The 16,881-nt window shown below is 71.3% G+C and carries 14 protein-coding genes, 2 tRNA genes and 1 other RNA gene; 8 read left to right on the plus strand and 9 right to left on the minus strand.

Translation table 11 applies throughout. From position 1 onward, the window contains the following. Positions 1–67: 67 nt before the first annotated feature. Complete coding sequence (gene ettA, locus ACUYMY_RS10110; RefSeq protein ID WP_481703438.1) at positions 68–1,750, minus strand: energy-dependent translational throttle protein EttA; 1,683 nt, start codon at positions 1,748–1,750, stop codon at positions 68–70. 103 nt (positions 1,751–1,853) lie between these two features. Further along, complete coding sequence (locus tag ACUYMY_RS10115) at positions 1,854–2,393, minus strand: single-stranded DNA-binding protein (RefSeq protein ID WP_481703439.1); 540 nt, start codon at positions 2,391–2,393, stop codon at positions 1,854–1,856. A 177-nt stretch (positions 2,394–2,570) separates the two neighbouring features. On the opposite strand from ACUYMY_RS10115, the gene ACUYMY_RS10120 reads away from it, so the two are divergent. After that, positions 2,571–2,643: transfer RNA gene (locus ACUYMY_RS10120), tRNA-Arg, on the plus strand. Between the two features lie 192 nt (positions 2,644–2,835). Further along, entirely contained in the window at positions 2,836–3,885 is a 1,050-nt protein-coding gene (locus ACUYMY_RS10125) for a LacI family DNA-binding transcriptional regulator (protein ID WP_481703440.1), read from the plus strand. 35 nt (positions 3,886–3,920) lie between these two features. Here the strand turns inward: ACUYMY_RS10125 and ACUYMY_RS10130 are convergent, their stop codons facing one another. Next, entirely contained in the window at positions 3,921–6,851 is a 2,931-nt protein-coding gene (locus ACUYMY_RS10130; RefSeq protein ID WP_481703441.1) for a glycoside hydrolase family 2 TIM barrel-domain containing protein, read from the minus strand. A gap of 78 nt (positions 6,852–6,929) precedes the next feature. Further along, entirely contained in the window at positions 6,930–8,411 is a 1,482-nt protein-coding gene (gene mptB, locus ACUYMY_RS10135; RefSeq protein ID WP_481703442.1) for a polyprenol phosphomannose-dependent alpha 1,6 mannosyltransferase MptB, read from the minus strand. Positions 8,412–8,609: 198 nt separating this feature from the next. Between mptB and orn the strand changes: the two genes are divergently transcribed. The 3 genes from orn (at position 8,610) to def (ending at position 10,157) form a co-directional block, all read left to right on the plus strand. Continuing rightward, a complete protein-coding gene (gene orn, locus ACUYMY_RS10140; protein WP_481703443.1) occupies positions 8,610–9,239 on the plus strand; it encodes an oligoribonuclease in 630 nt (209 codons plus the stop codon). A 119-nt stretch (positions 9,240–9,358) separates the two neighbouring features. Then, positions 9,359–9,431, plus strand: a tRNA-His gene (locus tag ACUYMY_RS10145). A 108-nt stretch (positions 9,432–9,539) separates the two neighbouring features. Then, positions 9,540–10,157 (plus strand): peptide deformylase, encoded by a 618-nt coding sequence (gene def, locus ACUYMY_RS10150; protein WP_481703444.1) that lies wholly within the window; start codon positions 9,540–9,542, stop codon positions 10,155–10,157. Positions 10,158–10,247: 90 nt separating this feature from the next. On the opposite strand, the gene ACUYMY_RS10155 is transcribed toward def, so the two are convergent. From ACUYMY_RS10155 to rnpB, 3 genes are all read right to left on the minus strand, one after another. Continuing rightward, positions 10,248–10,448, minus strand: a complete 201-nt coding sequence (locus tag ACUYMY_RS10155; protein WP_481703445.1) for a hypothetical protein — start codon at positions 10,446–10,448, stop codon at positions 10,248–10,250. A gap of 81 nt (positions 10,449–10,529) precedes the next feature. Further along, the gene (locus ACUYMY_RS10160) at positions 10,530–12,008 is read right to left on the minus strand and encodes a glyceraldehyde-3-phosphate dehydrogenase (RefSeq protein WP_481703446.1); all 1,479 of its coding nucleotides are present in this window, start codon (positions 12,006–12,008) and stop codon (positions 10,530–10,532) included. A gap of 232 nt (positions 12,009–12,240) precedes the next feature. Beyond that, positions 12,241–12,634, minus strand: an RNA gene (rnpB, locus tag ACUYMY_RS10165) — RNase P RNA component class A. An 80-nt stretch (positions 12,635–12,714) separates the two neighbouring features. Between rnpB and ACUYMY_RS10170 the strand changes: the two genes are divergently transcribed. Next, complete coding sequence (locus tag ACUYMY_RS10170) at positions 12,715–13,479, plus strand: YaaA family protein (protein ID WP_481703447.1); 765 nt, start codon at positions 12,715–12,717, stop codon at positions 13,477–13,479. A 16-nt stretch (positions 13,480–13,495) separates the two neighbouring features. On the opposite strand, the gene ACUYMY_RS10175 is transcribed toward ACUYMY_RS10170, so the two are convergent. Both ACUYMY_RS10175 and ACUYMY_RS10180 read right to left on the minus strand, forming a co-directional pair. Beyond that, entirely contained in the window at positions 13,496–14,230 is a 735-nt protein-coding gene (locus ACUYMY_RS10175) for a zinc ribbon domain-containing protein (RefSeq protein WP_481703448.1), read from the minus strand. A 52-nt stretch (positions 14,231–14,282) separates the two neighbouring features. Next, complete coding sequence (locus ACUYMY_RS10180) at positions 14,283–15,236, minus strand: Nif3-like dinuclear metal center hexameric protein (RefSeq protein WP_481703449.1); 954 nt, start codon at positions 15,234–15,236, stop codon at positions 14,283–14,285. 54 nt (positions 15,237–15,290) lie between these two features. On the opposite strand from ACUYMY_RS10180, the gene msrA reads away from it, so the two are divergent. Together msrA and cysK are read left to right on the plus strand one after the other, a co-directional pair. Continuing rightward, complete coding sequence (msrA, locus tag ACUYMY_RS10185) at positions 15,291–15,815, plus strand: peptide-methionine (S)-S-oxide reductase MsrA (protein WP_481703450.1); 525 nt, start codon at positions 15,291–15,293, stop codon at positions 15,813–15,815. Between the two features lie 86 nt (positions 15,816–15,901). Continuing rightward, on the plus strand, positions 15,902–16,837 hold the full coding sequence (cysK, locus tag ACUYMY_RS10190) for a cysteine synthase A (RefSeq protein ID WP_481703451.1): 936 nt from the start codon (positions 15,902–15,904) through the stop codon (positions 16,835–16,837). Positions 16,838–16,881: the final 44 nt, after the last annotated feature.

Consider the following 16,881-nt stretch of genomic DNA (forward strand, 5'->3'; position numbering starts at 1 on the left):
GGCTCCAGACGCGCTCAAGGCCGGCCCCACGCGGGGACCGGCCTTCAGCGCGAGGGATCCTCGGCGCTCAGTCGCGGGTGAGCTTGCGGTGCGTCACGCGGTGCGGCTTCGCGGCCTCCGGGCCGAGTCGCTCGACCTTGTTCTGCTCGTAGGACTCGAAGTTGCCCTCGAACCAGTACCAGCTGGCCTCGTCCTCGTCGGTGCCCTCGTACGCGAGGATGTGCGTCGCGACGCGGTCGAGGAACCAGCGGTCGTGGGAGACGACCACGGCGCAGCCGGGGAACTCGAGCAGCGCGTTCTCGAGGCTCGAGAGCGTCTCGACATCGAGGTCGTTCGTGGGCTCGTCCAGGAGCAGGAGGTTCCCGCCCTGCTTGAGGGTGAGCGCGAGGTTCAGGCGGTTCCGCTCGCCGCCGGAGAGGACGCCGGCCTTCTTCTGCTGGTCCGGGCCCTTGAAGCCAAACGCGGAGACGTAGGCCCGCGAGGGCATCTCGACCTGGCCGACCTGGATGTGGTCGAGGCCGTCGGAGACGACCTCCCACAGGGTCTTGTTCGGGTCGATGCCGCCGCGGCTCTGGTCGACGTAGGAGATCTTGACCGACTCGCCGATCCTGAGGTCGCCGCCGTCGAGCGGCTCGAGCCCGACGAGCGTCTTGAAGAGCGTGGTCTTGCCGACGCCGTTCGGGCCGATGACACCCACGATGCCGTTGCGCGGCAGCGAGAACGACAGGCCGTCGATGAGGGTGCGGTCGCCGAAGCCCTTCTTGAGGTCCTTGGCCTCGATGACGAGCTGCCCGAGGCGCGGCCCCGGCGGGATCTGGATCTCCTCGAAGTCGAGCTTGCGTGTGCGCTCGGCCTCGGCTGCCATCTCCTCGTACCGCGCGAGGCGGGCCTTGGACTTGGTCTGGCGGCCCTTGGCGTTGGAGCGGACCCAGTCGAGCTCCTCGGCGAGGCGCTTGGCGAGCTTCGCGTCCTTCTTGCCCTGGACCTCGAGGCGGGCGCGCTTCTTCTCGAGGTACGTCGAGTAGTTGCCCTCGTACGGGTAGAGGCGGCCGCGGTCGACCTCGCAGATCCACTCGGCCACGTGGTCGAGGAAGTAGCGGTCGTGGGTGACGGCGAGCACGGCCCCGGGGTAGGAGGCGAGGTGCTGCTCGAGCCAGAGCACGCTCTCGGCGTCGAGGTGGTTGGTGGGCTCGTCGAGGAGCAGCAGGTCAGGCTTCTGCAGCAGGAGCTTGCAGAGGGCGACGCGGCGGCGCTCACCGCCGGAAAGAACGCGGACGTCGGCGTCCGGCGGCGGGCACCGGAGGGCGTCCATGGCCTGCTCGAGCTGGGAGTCGAGGTCCCACGCGTCGGCCGTGTCGATGGCCTCCTGGAGCTTGCCCATCTCCTCGAGGAGCGCGTCGTAGTCGGCGTCCGGGCTCGCCATCTCCTCCGAGATGGCGTTGAAGCGCTGGATCTTCCCGTAGATCTCGCCGACGCCCTCCTGGACGTTGCCCAGGACCGTCTTGTCCTCGTTCAGGGGCGGCTCCTGGAGCAGGATGCCGACGGTGTAGCCGGGCGAGAGCCGCGCCTCGCCGTTGGATGGCGTGTCGAGGCCCGCCATGATCTTGAGGATGGTCGACTTGCCGGCGCCGTTCGGGCCGACGACGCCGATCTTGGCCCCGGGGAAGAACGACATGCTCACGTCGTCGAGGATGACCTTGTCGCCCACTGCCTTCCGGGCCTTGGTCATGGTGTAGATGAATTCCGCCATGGCCTTAAATCTAGTGGGTCCGCCCCATGAGCACACATCGGCGCCTGCCCGGGGAGGCCGCCTCTCCGCAGCCCCGGCCTCCCCGAGCTCGCCGCCCGGCCGTTCAGGCGGACAGCAGTTCCTCCTCAGGGCCCGCCTCCGCGTCCTCCTCGAACGGCGGAACCTCCGCGCCGAAGGGATCCTCGTCTTGCCCAGGGGCCTGGACCTCCCCTGTCACAGGGTCGACGACTCCCACGCCGTCGACAAGCCCGGGCGGGTTCCCCGACGCATCGACTGGTGTCTCATCTCGCCGACGATTCCATGTGCTGACGCCCATCGCGAGGTCGTGACCTACGGCGGAGGCATAAAGGTCCACGTCCATTCCGGCGGAGCCGTCCTGACGCTGGAAGTTCTTGATGCGCAGGCGCCCGAGCGCGATGACCTTCTGGCCTTTGCGGATGCTCCGCGCGACATTCTCCGCGAGCTGGTTGTAGCAGCAGACGTTGTACCAGCTCGTGTGCCCGTCATTCCATGCCTGCGTCCCGCGATCAAAGTACCCGTCATTGACTGACATGCGGAACCGTGCGTACGGGTTGCCGTTCGACGTCACCCCGTACGTCGGCTCCGTGCCCACCCAGCCCCTGAGCGTGATGTAGTCGGTCATGGCCCTCCCCTTTCCTGCGCCTATGGCCTCCCGGCCGGAGGCCTGTGACCAGCGTTGCCTGATCGCAGTGGAGCCTGAAGGCCCGTCCAGCCCCATGTGGAGGACACGCCGGGCGGAGGCCTGTGGAGGACGAATGGGGCCCAAGCGGGCCTGGGGCGGGATAGACTTCTTGGGCCGGCCCCAGTAGCTCAGAGGATAGAGCAGCGGCCTTCTAATCCGACGGTCGGGGGTTCGATTCCCTCCTGGGGCGCCCTGTGGAACCCAGCGGCCATCCGCGACGGATGGGCCGGCACAGCGAAGGGCCCGGTGCCGTACGGCACCGGGCCCTTCGCGCGCTGCTTCATGGTCGCGGGCGGCGTATGGCAAGCGCATTCCGAAAGACGGTCGGCGGTGCGATACTGGGCGGGTCGATCCGGCAGCGGATCAGGCCTGAAGGAGGACCATGGCGGCAGTCACGCTCACCGAGGTCGCGCGGCGCGCCGGGGTCTCCCCCGCCACGGCGTCGCGGGTGCTCAACGGGTCGGAGCGCAAGCCGGCGGCCGAGATTGCGGAGCGGGTCCGCGCCGCCGCCGAGTCCCTCGGCTACATCCCGAACGCCCAGGCGCAGGCCCTCGCCCGCTCGAGCTCGGGGCTCGTCGGGCTCGTCGTGAACGACATCGCCGACCCGTACTTCTCCTCGATCGCCCGCGGCGTCCAGGGCGCCGCGCGCGAGCACCGGCGCACCGTGCTCCTCATCGGCACCGCGGGCGGCCCGGCCGAGGAGCGCCGCGCGGTGGAGGCGTTCGCCGCGCGCCGGACCGACGCGATCGTGATCGCCGGCAGCCGGTCGGACCGCCCCCAGGACGCGGCGGACAACGAGGCCCTGAGCCGCGAGACCGCGCGCTACCTCGCCAACGGCGGGCGCGTGGCCCTCATCGGCCACCCGTTCCCGGGGGAGCAGGACCCGGCCGTGCGCGTGGTCTCCGTTCCCAACCGGGACCTCTCCCGCGAGCTCGGCCGCCGGCTCGGCGGCGAGCCGTTCGACGACTTCATCGTCGTGGCCGGCCGGTCCGGCCTCGTGACCTCGGACCTCCGCACCGAGGGGTTCCAGGAGGGCCTCGCGGACGCGGGCCGCGCTCCGGCAGGCATCGTGCACACGGGCTTCGACCGCGACGGCGGCTTCACCGTGGCGCCGGAGGTGGCGGCCGCCGTCCGCGCGGCGCACGACGCCGGCCGGAGGACCTGCGCGTTCGCCGTCAACGACCGCATGGCGATCGGCCTCGTCGCGGGCCTGCGCGAGGAGGGCCTGCGCGTCCCGCGCGACCTCGGCGTGGCAGGCTTCGACGACATCGAGACGCTGCGCGACTTCCGCCCCGCGCTGACCACCGTGCGGCTGCCGCTCGAGGAGATGGGCCGGCTCGCCGTCGAGACCGCCCTCGGCGACGCGCGCCCCGTCGAGGTGGCCGGCAGCGTGCTCCTGCGCCGCAGCACCGAGATGCCCGCCGCCTCCTAGCCCGCCCCGCCCGGGGCCCGGGCACGAGCCCCCACTCAGCCCTCCGCCCTGAAGAGCACGGACAGGGCGAAGCGCTGGGCGTGCAGGCGGTAGTGGGGCAGCTCGACAGGCCCGCATGCCCCCGAGCCGACGCCGTGGTGCTCGGCGTCGAGGTTCACCTGCAGCCAGGCCGGGTCCGGCACGAGGTCCGTGGGGTGGGCGGCCGCGTCGAGGTCCTCCGAGGTCCACGGGCGCACGGACAGGATGAACGGCCCGCCCTCCACGCGCAGACGCGCGGGCTCCCCGCCGACGCGTCCGGACAGCTCGGCGCGCCGTACGCCCCTGCGGGCCCCATTCTCCTGCGGCCGCACGTAGGGGGTCTGCAGCTCGCCCACCGTCGCGGCGAAGAGGCCCACGCGCTGGGCCGCGGCGCTGTCCGGATACGACTCCCCCGGCCCGAGCCCGAGCCACGAGACCTCGTCCAGGCCCGCCGGCACGGCGAGCCGGACGCCGAGGCGCGGCACCGGCACCTCCCAGGTGCCGAGGGGCGAGCCGACGACGTCGAGCCGCACCCCGCCGTCGTGCGCCCGCCACCGGTACTCGACCTCGTAGCCCACATCCGACCCGGCGGGCATCGCGTGCGCGACCACGCTCAGCGCGTTCTCCTCCTCGACCGCGGAGACGGTCCGGTGCCGCAGCCGGTGCAGGCCGAGCCGACGCCACGCCGGGCCCGGAGGATCTGTCGCGGCGAGCTCGTCGTTGTCCGTCGGCGCCCGCCAGAGGTCCAGCCTCGGGCCGAGCACGTCCAGGCCGCCGAGCCGGACGAGCCGCCCCGAGGCGTCGAACCGGCCGGGGCCGAGGTCCCATCCGCCGTCGGCCCGGGGGCGCGCGGGCGCGTCCCCCGCCGGCCGCGAGGGCTCTCGCACGGGCGGAGCCGGCCGGTCCAGGCGGCCCTGCCCCCACGCGAGCTCGTGCCCCGCGGCGGCCCAGGGCGCATCCGCGGCGAGGACCGCGCTCACGGTGAGCCATCGCTCGACGCCGGGCGGGGGCTCGGGCGCGGCGAGCACCTCCTCAGGGAGCGGGGCCGTGGCCTCGTGCCCGGGAGCGAGGACGCAGAGTGGGAGCAGGCCCGAGGCGACCTCGACGCCGTCGTCCTCGCAGCGCCAGCGGAAGGCCAGGTGCTCGGTCGTGCCGTGCGTGAGGCGCGAGCGCACCCCGATCCCCTCCTCCCCCACGGCGATGCGCACGGGCTCGAAGGTCTTGGCGAGCTCGACGAGGCCGGGCGAGGGCGTGCGGTCCGGGAAGACGAGGCCGTCGGCGATGAAATTGCCGTCATGCAGCTCCTCGCCGAAGTCCCCGCCGTAGGCGAAGAACTCGGCCCCCTCGCCCGGCCCTCCCGCGGCCCGCTGCGGGATGCCGTGGTCGATCCACTCCCAGACGAACCCGCCCGCGAGCCGCGGGTACCGCTCGAAGAGCGCCCCGTACTCGGCCAGGCCCCCCGGCCCGTTGCCCATCGCGTGGGCGTACTCGCAGAGCACGAACGGAAGGGCTCGGCGGTGCGCGTCGTGCGCGGCGGAGGCCGCGGGGGGCTCCTCTCCGCGGCCGATGAGCTCGGTCTCGGCGTGGTCGGCGTACATGCGCGAGTAGACGTCGGTGTAGGGGCTGTCCCAGTCGCCCTCGTAGTGGATGAACCGCTCGGGATCGCGCTCGCGCACCCACGCGGCCATGGCCTCGAGGTTCTCCCCGCGCCCCGACTCGTTCCCGAGCGACCAGCCGATGACGCTCGGGTGGTTCTTGTCCCGCTCGAGCGTGCGCCGCATGCGGTCCAGGAGCGCGTCGCGCCAGTGGGGCTCGGCGCTCGGGTTGCGGCGCCAGCCGACGCGCTCGAAGCCGTGCGTCTCGAGGTCGCACTCGTCGAGCACCCAGAGCCCGTACTCGTCGCACAGCGCGAGGAAGCGGGCGTCCGGGGGGTAGTGGCTCGTGCGGACGGCGTTGATGTTGTGCCGCTTCATGAGCTCGATGTCCGCCCGCATGGTCGCCTCGTCGAGCGTGCGGCCCGTGAGGGGATGCCACTCGTGGCGGTTGACTCCGCGGATCGCGAGCGGCGCGCCGTTGACCGTGAGCGTCGCGTCCTCGATCGCGACGGTCCGGAACCCGATCGCCACGCGCACGGTCTCGGCCGGCGTCGAGACGGTGCCGCGGTAGAGCCGCGGGACCTCGGCGCTCCACGGCTCCGCCCCCGGAACGTCGACGGGCTCGTTGGCGGGCACATCGAGCCCGAGCTCGGGTACGCGCACGACGGCGCCGCGCGGCGCCTCGACGAGCAGGCGCCCCGCGCGCGCGTCGGCGTCGTAGCCGGCGTGCACGAAGAGGTCGTCGATCCCGCCGTCGGGCCGGTGCACGAGGGCCACCGAGCGGAAGATGCCCGAGACCCACCACATGTCCTGGTCCTCGAGGTATGAGCCGGCCGACCACTGGTGGACACGGACGGCGAGGACGTTTCCCCCGGCTGCGAGGGCACTGGTCGCGTCGAACTCGTGGGTGAGGCGGGAGCCCTTCGCCTCGCCGAGGCGCACCCCGTTGAGGAAGGCCTCGAAGGCCGAGTCGACGCCCTCGAAGCGCAGGAGCCACCGGCCGCTCCGTGGTTCCGCCGGGAGGGTGAACGTCCGCCGATACTCCCCCGTGGGGTTCTCGTCCGGGACGTCGGGCGGGTCGATGGGGAACGGGTAGGCGACGTTCGTGTAGCCGGGCCGGCTGTAGGCCGGGGGCCCGGGGACGCCCTCGAGCTGCCAGCAGTGCGGGACGCGGACGCGGTCCCAGGCCGAGTCGTCGAAGGCCTCCGCCTCGAAGCCCGGCGTCCCCTCCGCGGTGGGCGAGCAGCGGAAGGCCCACTCGCCGTCGAGCGTCACCACGGGGGCGTCGGAGTCGATGTGGGCCCGGGGAGGCAGGGCGCCGCGGTGCGGCGTCTCGTCGGCGAACCAGGTCACGGGGAACCTTTCGACGGCGTTCACATGCGCGGCTCAGCCTAGTCGGAAAGCGGTTGCCGGTCGAGGGGGCGCGTCGAATCAGCGCCCGGCGAGCAGGCTCCGGCTCCCGGGCCGGAACAGCGTGCGGGTCTTCGGGTCGATGAAGATGAGGTACAGCGCGAACAGCAGGGCCAGGAGCGCCGCGGTGTTGCGCGCAAGCGCGAGGGCGAGCTGGTTGTCCCCCTCCTGGAGGTAGGGGAAGACGTCGAGCTGGTCCGAGATGCCGTAGACCATGAAGAACGAGACCACGAAGTACAGCACCTTGACCTGCCAGTCCTGGCGGATCCCGGTCGCCGCGAAGAGCGGGATGAGCCACACGATGTACCAGGCCTGGATCATCGGCGCGAGGAGGACGACGGCGGCGAACGCGAGCGTCATGCGGCGCACGAGCCTGTCGTGCGAGCCGCGCAGCAGGAGCCATCCCACGAGCGCGAGCGAGATGGCCCGCCCGATGGCGAACACGGCCTTGTCCAGCTCGAGCCAGCCGAGGCCGAGGGACGCCCCGATCGAGGCGACCATCATGCCGACCATGCCGACGGGGGCGTACCAGATCCACACCGAGCCGGGAGCCGCGAGCCCGTTGATCCAGCCGAATCCGAAGCCGTTCGGCAGGCTCAGCGCGTACAGCAGTCCGACCGAGAGGCCCGCTGTGAGCGCGAGGTAGAGCGCCTTCCTGGGCCACGAGGCGTTCCTGCCCGCCCACATGAGGGCGACGAACGGCAGCAGGAGGGCTGTAATCGGCTTGACGGAGACGGAGAGCGTCACGAGGGCGATTCCGACCAGCGGCCGGCGCACGGCCACGAAGTACACGCCCGCGACCGCGAGGCCGATCATGAGCGCGTCGTTGTGCACGGCCGCGATGAAATTGGTCAGGAAGAGCGGGTTGGCGACCGTGAGCCAGAGCGCGCGATGCGGGTTGACGCCGTGCAGCTGGGCGAGCCTCGGGACGTAGACGGCCACGAGCGCGATGCCGACGAGCGCCGCGACCCGGAAGAGGAGCACGCTGGCCTCCGGCTGGACGTTCGTGGCCCACACGACGAACTGCTCGATCCACAGGAACAGCTGCCCGTACGGCGTGGGCGCCTCGCTCCACATCTTGTCGGCGCCGAGCTGGTAGTAGTTCGAGAGCGTCGAGATCCCGTCGCGGTACGGGTTGAACCCCTCGACCATGAGCCTGCCCTGGCCGATGTAGGAGTAGACGTCACGGCTGAAGAGCGGGACGGAGAACAGCATCGGAGCGCCCCACAGCACGAGGGCCTTGAGGGTGGCGGCCCGCGCCTGCGGCCCCCACTCGTTGACCTTCTGACCGAGCCGGAGCCACGAGCGGACGAGGAGCATCCCGCCGATGGCGAGCAGGACGATGCTGAGGATGACTCCCGCGACCTCGGTGCGCATCCAGATGAAGAGCGCGTACCTGCGCAGCTCGGACGCGGGGGCGAGCCAGCCGACTCCGAAGGAGCCCACGAGCATGGCCACGGATCCGATGAAGCCCGCCAGGAGGGGGCCTCGCGGGTCCTCCATCTCCGGGCCCTCTGCGTCCGCACCCGGTCGGCTGGCGTGGTGCGAGGGAAGAGTCATCGGTCGCGTCCATTTCGTCGTGAGGCCACTTCAGGGCAGGCCCCACCGCGGTACAGGCGCAGGGCTCGGCGGTGCGTCCATGGTAGCACCGGGCTGGCGGACGACGGCGGTGGGCCGGCGACGTGACGGTACGCTGGGCGGGTGCCCATCACCAATGAACGAATCGTGTGGATCGACTGCGAGATGACCGGCCTGGACATCGCGAAGGACGCGCTCATCGAGGTCGCCGTCCTCGTGACGGACTCGGAGCTGAATGTCCTCGGCGAGGGGGTCGACGTCGTCATCCGGCCGAGCCAGGAGGCGCTCGCGGGCATGGACGACTTCGTCCGCGAGATGCACACGGCCTCGGGCCTTCTGGACGAGCTGCCCGACGGCGTGACGCTCGGCCAGGCGCAATCCCGTGTCATGGAGTACATCCGCCAGTGGGTGCCCGAGCCGCGCAGGGCCCAGCTCGGGGGCAACTCCGTCGGGACGGACCGCATGTTCCTCGCCCGGGACATGCCCGAGGTCGTCGCTCATCTGCACTACCGCGTGATCGACGTCTCGACCATCAAGGAGCTCGCGCGCCGCTGGTACCCCCGCGCCTACTTCCAGGCGCCGGCGAAGACGGGCGGCCACCGCGCCCTCGGGGACATCCGCGACTCGATCGACGAGCTGCGCTACTACCGCCAGGCCGTGTTCGTGCCGGCGCCGGGCCCGGACTCGGCGACCGCGCAGGCCATCGCCCAGGGCATCGTGGGCGGCGATGCCGCTCCGGCCCCGGCCGGCTGACGGCTGCCGGAGAAAATTTCCGCGCTCAGGGCTGATTTTGGTCATGAGCACCCCTCAAGAGCAGGTATGCTTGATGTCGTTGCTTCGGCGGGGCAGAACGCCCCGATGGAGTCACCACGGTGGGTATAGCTCAGTTGGCAGAGCGTCTGGTTGTGGTCCAGAAGGTCGCGGGTTCAAGCCCCGTTACTCACCCCGATTGGCCGGGTTTCGTCCCGGTCGCCTCGAGGCCGCCAGGGACATCCCGGCGGCCTCCGGCGTTTCCAGCGCAGACCTGCTGCCAGCACAGAAGGAGCTTCAGCCGTGACCGTCCATCCTGTCGTCATCTGGGGCGAGCCCGTCCTGCACCGGCGGGCCGCCGAGGTCACCGAGTTCGACGACGCCCTGCGCACCCTCATCGCCGACATGCATGAGACGAACGATGCCGCGCACGGCGTGGGCCTCGCGGCCCCCCAGATCGGGGTGGGCCTGAGGGTCTTCGTGTACAAGTTCAGCAACGACGACGGCGTGCCCCCGCGCGGCGTCGTCGTCAACCCGCGCCTGACCCTCTCCAAGATCTCCGGGGCGGCCCCCGACCCCGAGGAGGACGAGGAGGGCTGCCTCTCGTTCCCCGGCGAGGGCTTCCCGCTCCAGCGCGCCGACTGGGCCAAGGTCGAGGGCTTCGACGGCGACGGCAACCCCGTGGAGTTCGTCGCGACCGGCTGGTTCGCGAGGGTCATGCAGCACGAGTATGACCATCTCGACGGGAAGCTCTATGTGGACCGGCTCGTCGACCGGTACGCGAAGAAGGCCAAGCGGGCCGTCCGCAAGCAGGGCTGGGGCGTGCCGGGCCTGAGCTGGATGCCCGGGGTCGATCCGGACCCGTTCGGCCACGGCGACGACGACCACGACCGGCACGAGCACGCGCACCACACGCCATGAACGGCGAAGGGCGGCCTGAACGGCGAAGGGCGCCGCACATCGCGTGCGGCGCCCTTCGGCGTCGTCTGCCAGTCTCCTGCCCTGCCGGGCCTACTGCTCCCGGGTGACCCTGAGCAGGTCCTCGTCGGCGATCCTCTGCAGCTCCTCGAGCTGGGCGACCCGCTCGGGGCTCACGTCCCCGGTGGCGAGGCCGGCCCTCGCATGCTCGACGAGCAGCTTGGCCTGCTTCGCGTTGGCCCTGGCGACATCGAGCGCGTGCTCGAGGGTGCTCTCATGCTCCGTAGCTTCCATGGGTGCATCTTGCCCCGGCCGGGCCGGCGAATCCAGACACCGCGCGGAGTTTTGCCCCCGAGCGGTGCCTGGAATCCGGTGCTAGCGCGCCGCGGCGAGGCTCAGGTCGGCCGCGACCTGCACGGGGAACGACGGCGGGTTGACCCCGGCCATCTCCTCGAGCACGCGGACCACCTGGCAGCTGTAGCCGAACTCGTTGTCGTACCAGACGTAGAGGACGAGGTTCTTGCCGCTCGCGATCGTGGCCAGGCCGTCGACGATGCCCGCGCGGCGGGAGCCGACGAAGTCCGTCGAGACGACCTCGGGGGAGTCGATGTAGTCGATCTGCTTGCGCAGGTCCGAGTGCAGCGACATCTCGCGCAGGTAGGCGTTGACCTCCTCCTTCGTCGTCTCCTCGGCGAGGTTGAGGTTCAGGACCGCCATGGACACGTCCGGGGTGGGGACGCGGATCGCGTTGCCGGTGAGCTTGCCGGCGAGCTCCGGGAGGGCCTTCGCGACGGCCTTGGCCGCGCCGGTCTCCGTGATGACCATGTTCAGGCCCGCGGCGCGGCCGCGGCGGTCGCCCTTGTGGAAGTTGTCGATGAGGTTCTGGTCGTTCGTGAACGAGTGCACCGTCTCGACATGGCCGTGCACGACGCCGTACTTGTCGTTGACGGCCTTGAGCACCGGGGTGATCGCGTTGGTCGTGCAGGACGCCGCCGTCACGATCCGGTCGCCGGCCTCGATCGAGGCGTGGTTGATGCCGTGGACGATGTTCTTGAGGCTGCCCTTGCCGGGGGCGGTGAGCAGCACGCGGGCCACGCCCTTGCTCTGCAGGTGCTGGGACAGGCCCTCCTCGTCGCGCCACTTGCCCGTGTTGTCGACGACGATCGCGTCGTTGATGCCGTACTGCGTGTAGTCGACAGTGGCCGGGCTGTCCGAGTAGATGACCTTGATGAGGGTGCCGTTGGCGAGGATCGTGCTGTTCTCCTCGTCGACGGTGATCGTGCCCTCGAAGGCGCCGTGGACGGAGTCGCGGCGCAGGAGGCTCGCGCGCTTGACGAGGTCCTTGTCGGAGCCCTTGCGCACGACGATCGCGCGGAGGCGCAGGCCGTGGCCGCCGCCCGCGTGCTCGATGAGGATGCGCGCCACGAGGCGGCCGATGCGGCCGAAGCCGTAGAGCACGACGTCGGTGCTCTGGCGCGGGTCGGCGCCGCGCTTGCCCACGATCTCGGCGAGCTCCTCGCGGAGGAAGTCCGCGAGGGGGCGGCCGGCGCCCTCGGCGCGGTACTTCTCGTTGAGCCGGGCGATGTCGACCGACGCGGCGCCCAGCTCGAGCGGCTCGAGGGCCTTGAGGATGGGGAGGGTCTCGTCGAGGCTCAGCTCCTCGCGCTCGATCTGGCGCGCCCAGCGGTGGGCCTTGAGCAGGCCGACGACAGACTGGTTGATGAGGCTGCGGCCGTGGACCGAGGTCACCACATTGTTCTCGCGGTACAGCCGGCCGATGATCGGGATCATCTCCTCCGCCGCTGCCTCGCGTCCGATCCAGGTGCCGAGTGCGGATTCCGCCGTTGTGCTCACACAGGTGCCTTTCTCTGCGTCTCGCGCGCACGCCGTCGTGCGCATGCCCGCCGACGGGTGGCCGGACGGGCATGAATAGGGCCGGTCCTGCGATCGCAGAGCCCGGCCCATGGAGAACTTCTACGTTCGCTTTCAAGCGTACAGGCCGCCCCGCCGCACGCGGCCGCTCAGGCCTGTGAAGTCACTCACAGGGCTCACTGTGGTCGCGGCCGTGCTGTGAAGAGCGGGGACGAGGACAGGCCGACCTGTGAGCCGGGTTCTGTCTCCGCGCCGGGTTGCCCTGACGCGGGAGGCGATCATCCATCTAGGACCGCCGTTGCCGGCGGCCTCAAGCGGCCTACCCGGGCGCTCGGGCGGGCAGCCCTCGAACGCGCCCTGTCTGGCCTTGCTCCGGGTGGGGTTTACCGAGCCTCCCCGGTCACCCGGGGAGCTGGTGGTCTCTTACACCGCCGTTTCACCCTTGCCGGCGGCCGCATCCTGCGACGCGGCTGCCGGCGGTCTGTTCTCTGTGGCACTGGCCTGCGGGTTACCCCGAGTGGGCGTTACCCACCACCCTGCCCTGCGGAGCCCGGACTTTCCTCGCGGCCCTCCCGAAGGAGGCGCCCCGCGATCGCCCAGTCGACCTGTCCTCGTTGCGTTTAAAGTCTACCGTCCCGCCCGCTGCCGGCCGCGCCGGACGGCGTCACGGCATCGGTAGGATGCTCGGGTGCTGATCCTGCTTCCGCCCTCCGAGGGCAAGACCCCCGCGCCCGCGGGCCCCGCCGTCGACCTCGCGTCCCTGAGCTTCCCGGACCTCGAGGTCGCGCGGAAGGAGGTCATGGAGGCCCTCGCCGACGCGAGCGGCCGCGAGGACGCCCTCGCCGTGCTCAAGGTGGGCGCCTCGCTCGCGCACGACGTCGAGCGGAACCTCCGGCTGCACGCCGAACCGGCGGCGCCGGCGCACCGCGTGTACTCGGGGGTGCTGTACGAGGCGCTGGGCTATGCGGGGCTCACACCCGCCCAGCGTGCGAAGGCCGACGCGTGGATCGTCGTGGTCTCGGCGCTGTGGGGCGCCGTCGGGTTCGCCGACCCCGTGCCCGCGTACCGCCTGTCGATGTCGACGGCGCTGCCGGGCCTCGGGCGTCTGGCCTCGTTCTGGAAGCCCCGCCTCGCCGAGGCGCTCGCGGGGCGCGCCGCCCAGGGCCTCGTCGTCGACTGCCGCTCGAGCACGTACGCCGCGGCCTACGCTCCCCCGCCCTCGACGACGGTGACGGTGGACGTGTTCACGGAGCGCGACGGGAAGCGCAGCGTCGTGAGCCACTTCGCGAAGCACCACCGCGGCGAGTTCGTCCGCCACCTGCTCACGCGCCGGGGGACGGAACCCTCGACCCCCGAGGCGCTGCTCGCCGCCGCCCGCGAGGGGTGGACGGCCGAGCTGCGCCAGGGCACGGCCCGCCGGCCGCACTCGCTCGCCCTCGTCCTGGAGGGCTGACCCCCAGGTCCGGGGCTCAGCTCCACTCGGGCGAGCGGACGAGGATGCAGCCGGAGTCGGGGCAGAAGACGATGTCGTCCTCGGCCGCGCCCCTGATCGAGGAGAGGTCGCCGGGGCTCAAGGCCATGCCGGAACCCTCGGACGTGCCGTGGAAGAGCCGCGCCGCGCCGACGCCGCGCTTCGCGAGGGTCTTCTCGTAGACCGCGAGGAGCGCCGGGTCGACGCCCGCGGCGAATTCCGCCCGCTCGGCCGCGACGGACGCGCGCTCCGCGGCGGCCTCGGCGAGGGCTGCGTCGAGCTCCGATCGGAGGGCCGCATGCGCGGCCTCGGCCTCGGCAAGCCGCCCCGCGGCCTCGGCCTGCGCGGCGCGGAGGGCGTCGAGCCGCTCGAGCACCTCGAGCTCGGCGTCCTCGAGGTCGCTGCGGCGCGACGTGAGCGAGGAGATGTCCTTCTGGAGGGCCTCGAGGTCCTTCGAGAGCCCGCCGGCGTAGAGCCGCTCCTCGTCCTTCGCGATCTTCGCGGAGACCTGGGCCACCTGGTCCTCGGCGGCGGTGAGCTCGCGCTTCGCCGCCGCGACGGCGCCGTCGGCCGCCTTCGCCGCGGCCGCGGCCTGGTCCCTGGCCGCGGTGGTCGGCGCGATGCGCGGATCGCCCTCGAGCGCCCTGCGCCGGACGTCGAGGGCGTGCAGCCGCGCGTCGAGCGCCTGGAGGCCGAGGAGCTTGAGCTGTTCGGCGGCGGGGGCCTTGGGCATGGTTCCTCCTGCGGGTCGCCCCGATGCGGTCAGGGCCTCGTGTGCTGCGACTCTATCCCTCGCCCGGCGTGAGGATGAAGTCCCACGGATCGGTGTTGACCGTCGAGACCCGGACGTCGAGCTCGTGCCCCTGGTCGCGCAGCACGTTGTCGAGGGCCGCCGCCGCCGCCGGGAGCCAGAGCCACTCGCTCGCGAAGTGGCTCACGTCCAGGAGGTAGGGGCGGCCGTCCGGGGCGGCCTCCCGGGCCTCGGAGGCCGGATGGTGGCGGAGGTCGGCGGTGACGTAGACGTCGGCCTCGGCCGCACGGACAGCGTCGAAGAGGCCGTCCCCCGCTCCGCCGCACACGGCGACGCGCCGCACGAGGCCGTCGCGGTCCCCCGCGACGCGCACCCCGCCGGCAACGGTGGGCAGGATGCCGAAGAGGCGGCCGGCGAGGTCGGAGAGGCTCGTGAGCTCGGGGAGGTCGCCGACGCGGCCGATGCCCTCCTCGGGGAGGCCGTTGGCGGCCGGCGTCAGGGGCTGGACATCCTCGAGCCCGAGCGCGTCGGCGAGGACGTCGGAGACGCCACCCACCGCGCTGTCGCCGTTCGTGTGCACGGTGAGCAGGGCGGTGCCCGTCTCGATGAGCCGGTGCACGGCCCGGCCCTTCGGGGTGTTGGCGGCGACGGTGTTGACGCCGCGCAGGAGCAGTGGGTGGTGGGTGATGAGCAGGTCCGCCTCCCATGTCGCGGCCTCCTCGATGACCTCGAGGACCGGGTCCACGGCGAAGAGGATCTTCGACACCTTCTGGGAGGGGCGGCCGGTCACGAGCCCGACGGCGTCCCAGCCCTCGGCGAGGGACTCGGGCCAGAGCTCCTCGACGGCGATGAGGATGTCGGCAAGCGTGGGAGAGGCAGGAGAGCCGGACGCCCCGGTGGAATCGCCGGAATCGACGGAGCCGGCCTTGCGCTCAGGCTCGGCAGGGGTCGAAGGCTGCTGCGTCTCGGGGCCGGTCTGCTCTGACACCAGGGGCGGTCCTCTCTCGGGAATCTTCCGCGGGCTGCGGACATTGTAGGCAGCATGAAGACCTTCATCCTGGGCGGGGGCTGCTTCTGGTGCCTCGATGCCGTGTACCAGAAGACCAAGGGCGTGAGCGCAGTCCTCTCCGGCTACATCGGCGGGCACATGCCCAACCCGGACTACTACAGCGTGTGCAGCGGCATGACGGGTCACGCGGAGGTCGTTGCGGTCACCTTCGACGAGGCCGTGATCCCCGAGGAAATCGTTCTCGACATGTTCTTCGCGATCCACGATCCGACGACGCCCAACCGGCAGGGCTACGACGTGGGGACTCAGTACCGCTCCTCGATGTTCTACGTCACCGACGAGGAGAAGATGCTCTTCGAGGACGCCATCGAGCGGAACCAGCCCCTGTGGAGCGCGCCGATCGTGACCGAGGTGACCCGGGCGAGCACGTTCTACCCCGCAGAGGAGTTCCACCAGGACTACTACGGGAAGAATCCCGACGCCGGGTACTGCCACGTGATCATCAACCCCAAGCTCGCCAAGGCCCGGAAATATTACTCGGAATGGCTCGTGCCCTAGAAAGCGGAAGTCGGCCCTGACTAGGCTGAACGCGCAGCCGGCCGCCCGGCGCCCTATCCATGCCCACCTCCCGAAAGCAAGGTCCCATGGCACGCATTTACGACGACGTCACGCAGCTGGTCGGCAACACGCCGCTGGTCCGCCTCAACCGGCTCACCGAGGGCCTCGAGGCGCAGGTCGCCGTCAAGCTCGAGTTCTACAACCCGGCGAACAGCGTCAAGGACCGCATCGGCGTCGCGATCATCGAGGCGGCAGAGAAGGCGGGCGCGCTCAAGCCCGGCGGGACGATCGTCGAAGGCACCTCCGGCAACACGGGCATCGCCCTGGCCATGGTGGGCGCCGCGAAGGGCTACAAGGTCATCCTGACCATGCCCGAGACCATGTCCACCGAGCGCCGCGTGCTCCTGCGCGCCTTCGGGGCCGAGATCGTGCTGACCCCGGGCTCCGAGGGCATGCGCGGCGCCGTCGAGAAGGCCCAGGAGATCGTCGCCAACACGGAGAACTCGATCTGGGCCCAGCAGTTCGCGAACCCGGCCAACCCCGAGGTCCACCGCGCCACGACGGCCGAGGAGGTCTGGAAGGACACCGACGGCGAGGTCGACATCTTCGTCAGCGGCATCGGCACCGGCGGGACCATCACCGGCGTCGGCCAGGTCCTCAAGGAGCGCAAGCCGGAAGTCCAGGTCGTAGCGATCGAGCCGAAGGACTCCCCCATCCTCAACGGCGGCGCCCCCGGCCCGCACAAGATCCAGGGCATCGGCGCGAACTTCGTGCCGGAGGTCCTCGACACGAACGTCTACGACGAGGTCCTCGACGCGACGCTCGAGGACTCCGTGGCCACCGCCCGCGCTCTCGCGACGCAGGAGGGCATCCTCGCGGGCATCTCCTCGGGCGCCATCGTGTGGGGCGCGCTCGAGCTCGCCAAGCGGCCGGAGAACAAGGACAAGCTCATCGTCGCGGTCGTCTGCGACTTCGGTGAGCGCTACATCTCCACCGTTCTCTACGACGACATCCGCGGCTAGGACCGACCGGATCGCCTCGCTCCGAAATACTGGGGCAGAAGGAT

Source organism: Sinomonas sp. T428B (genome assembly GCF_056780155.1).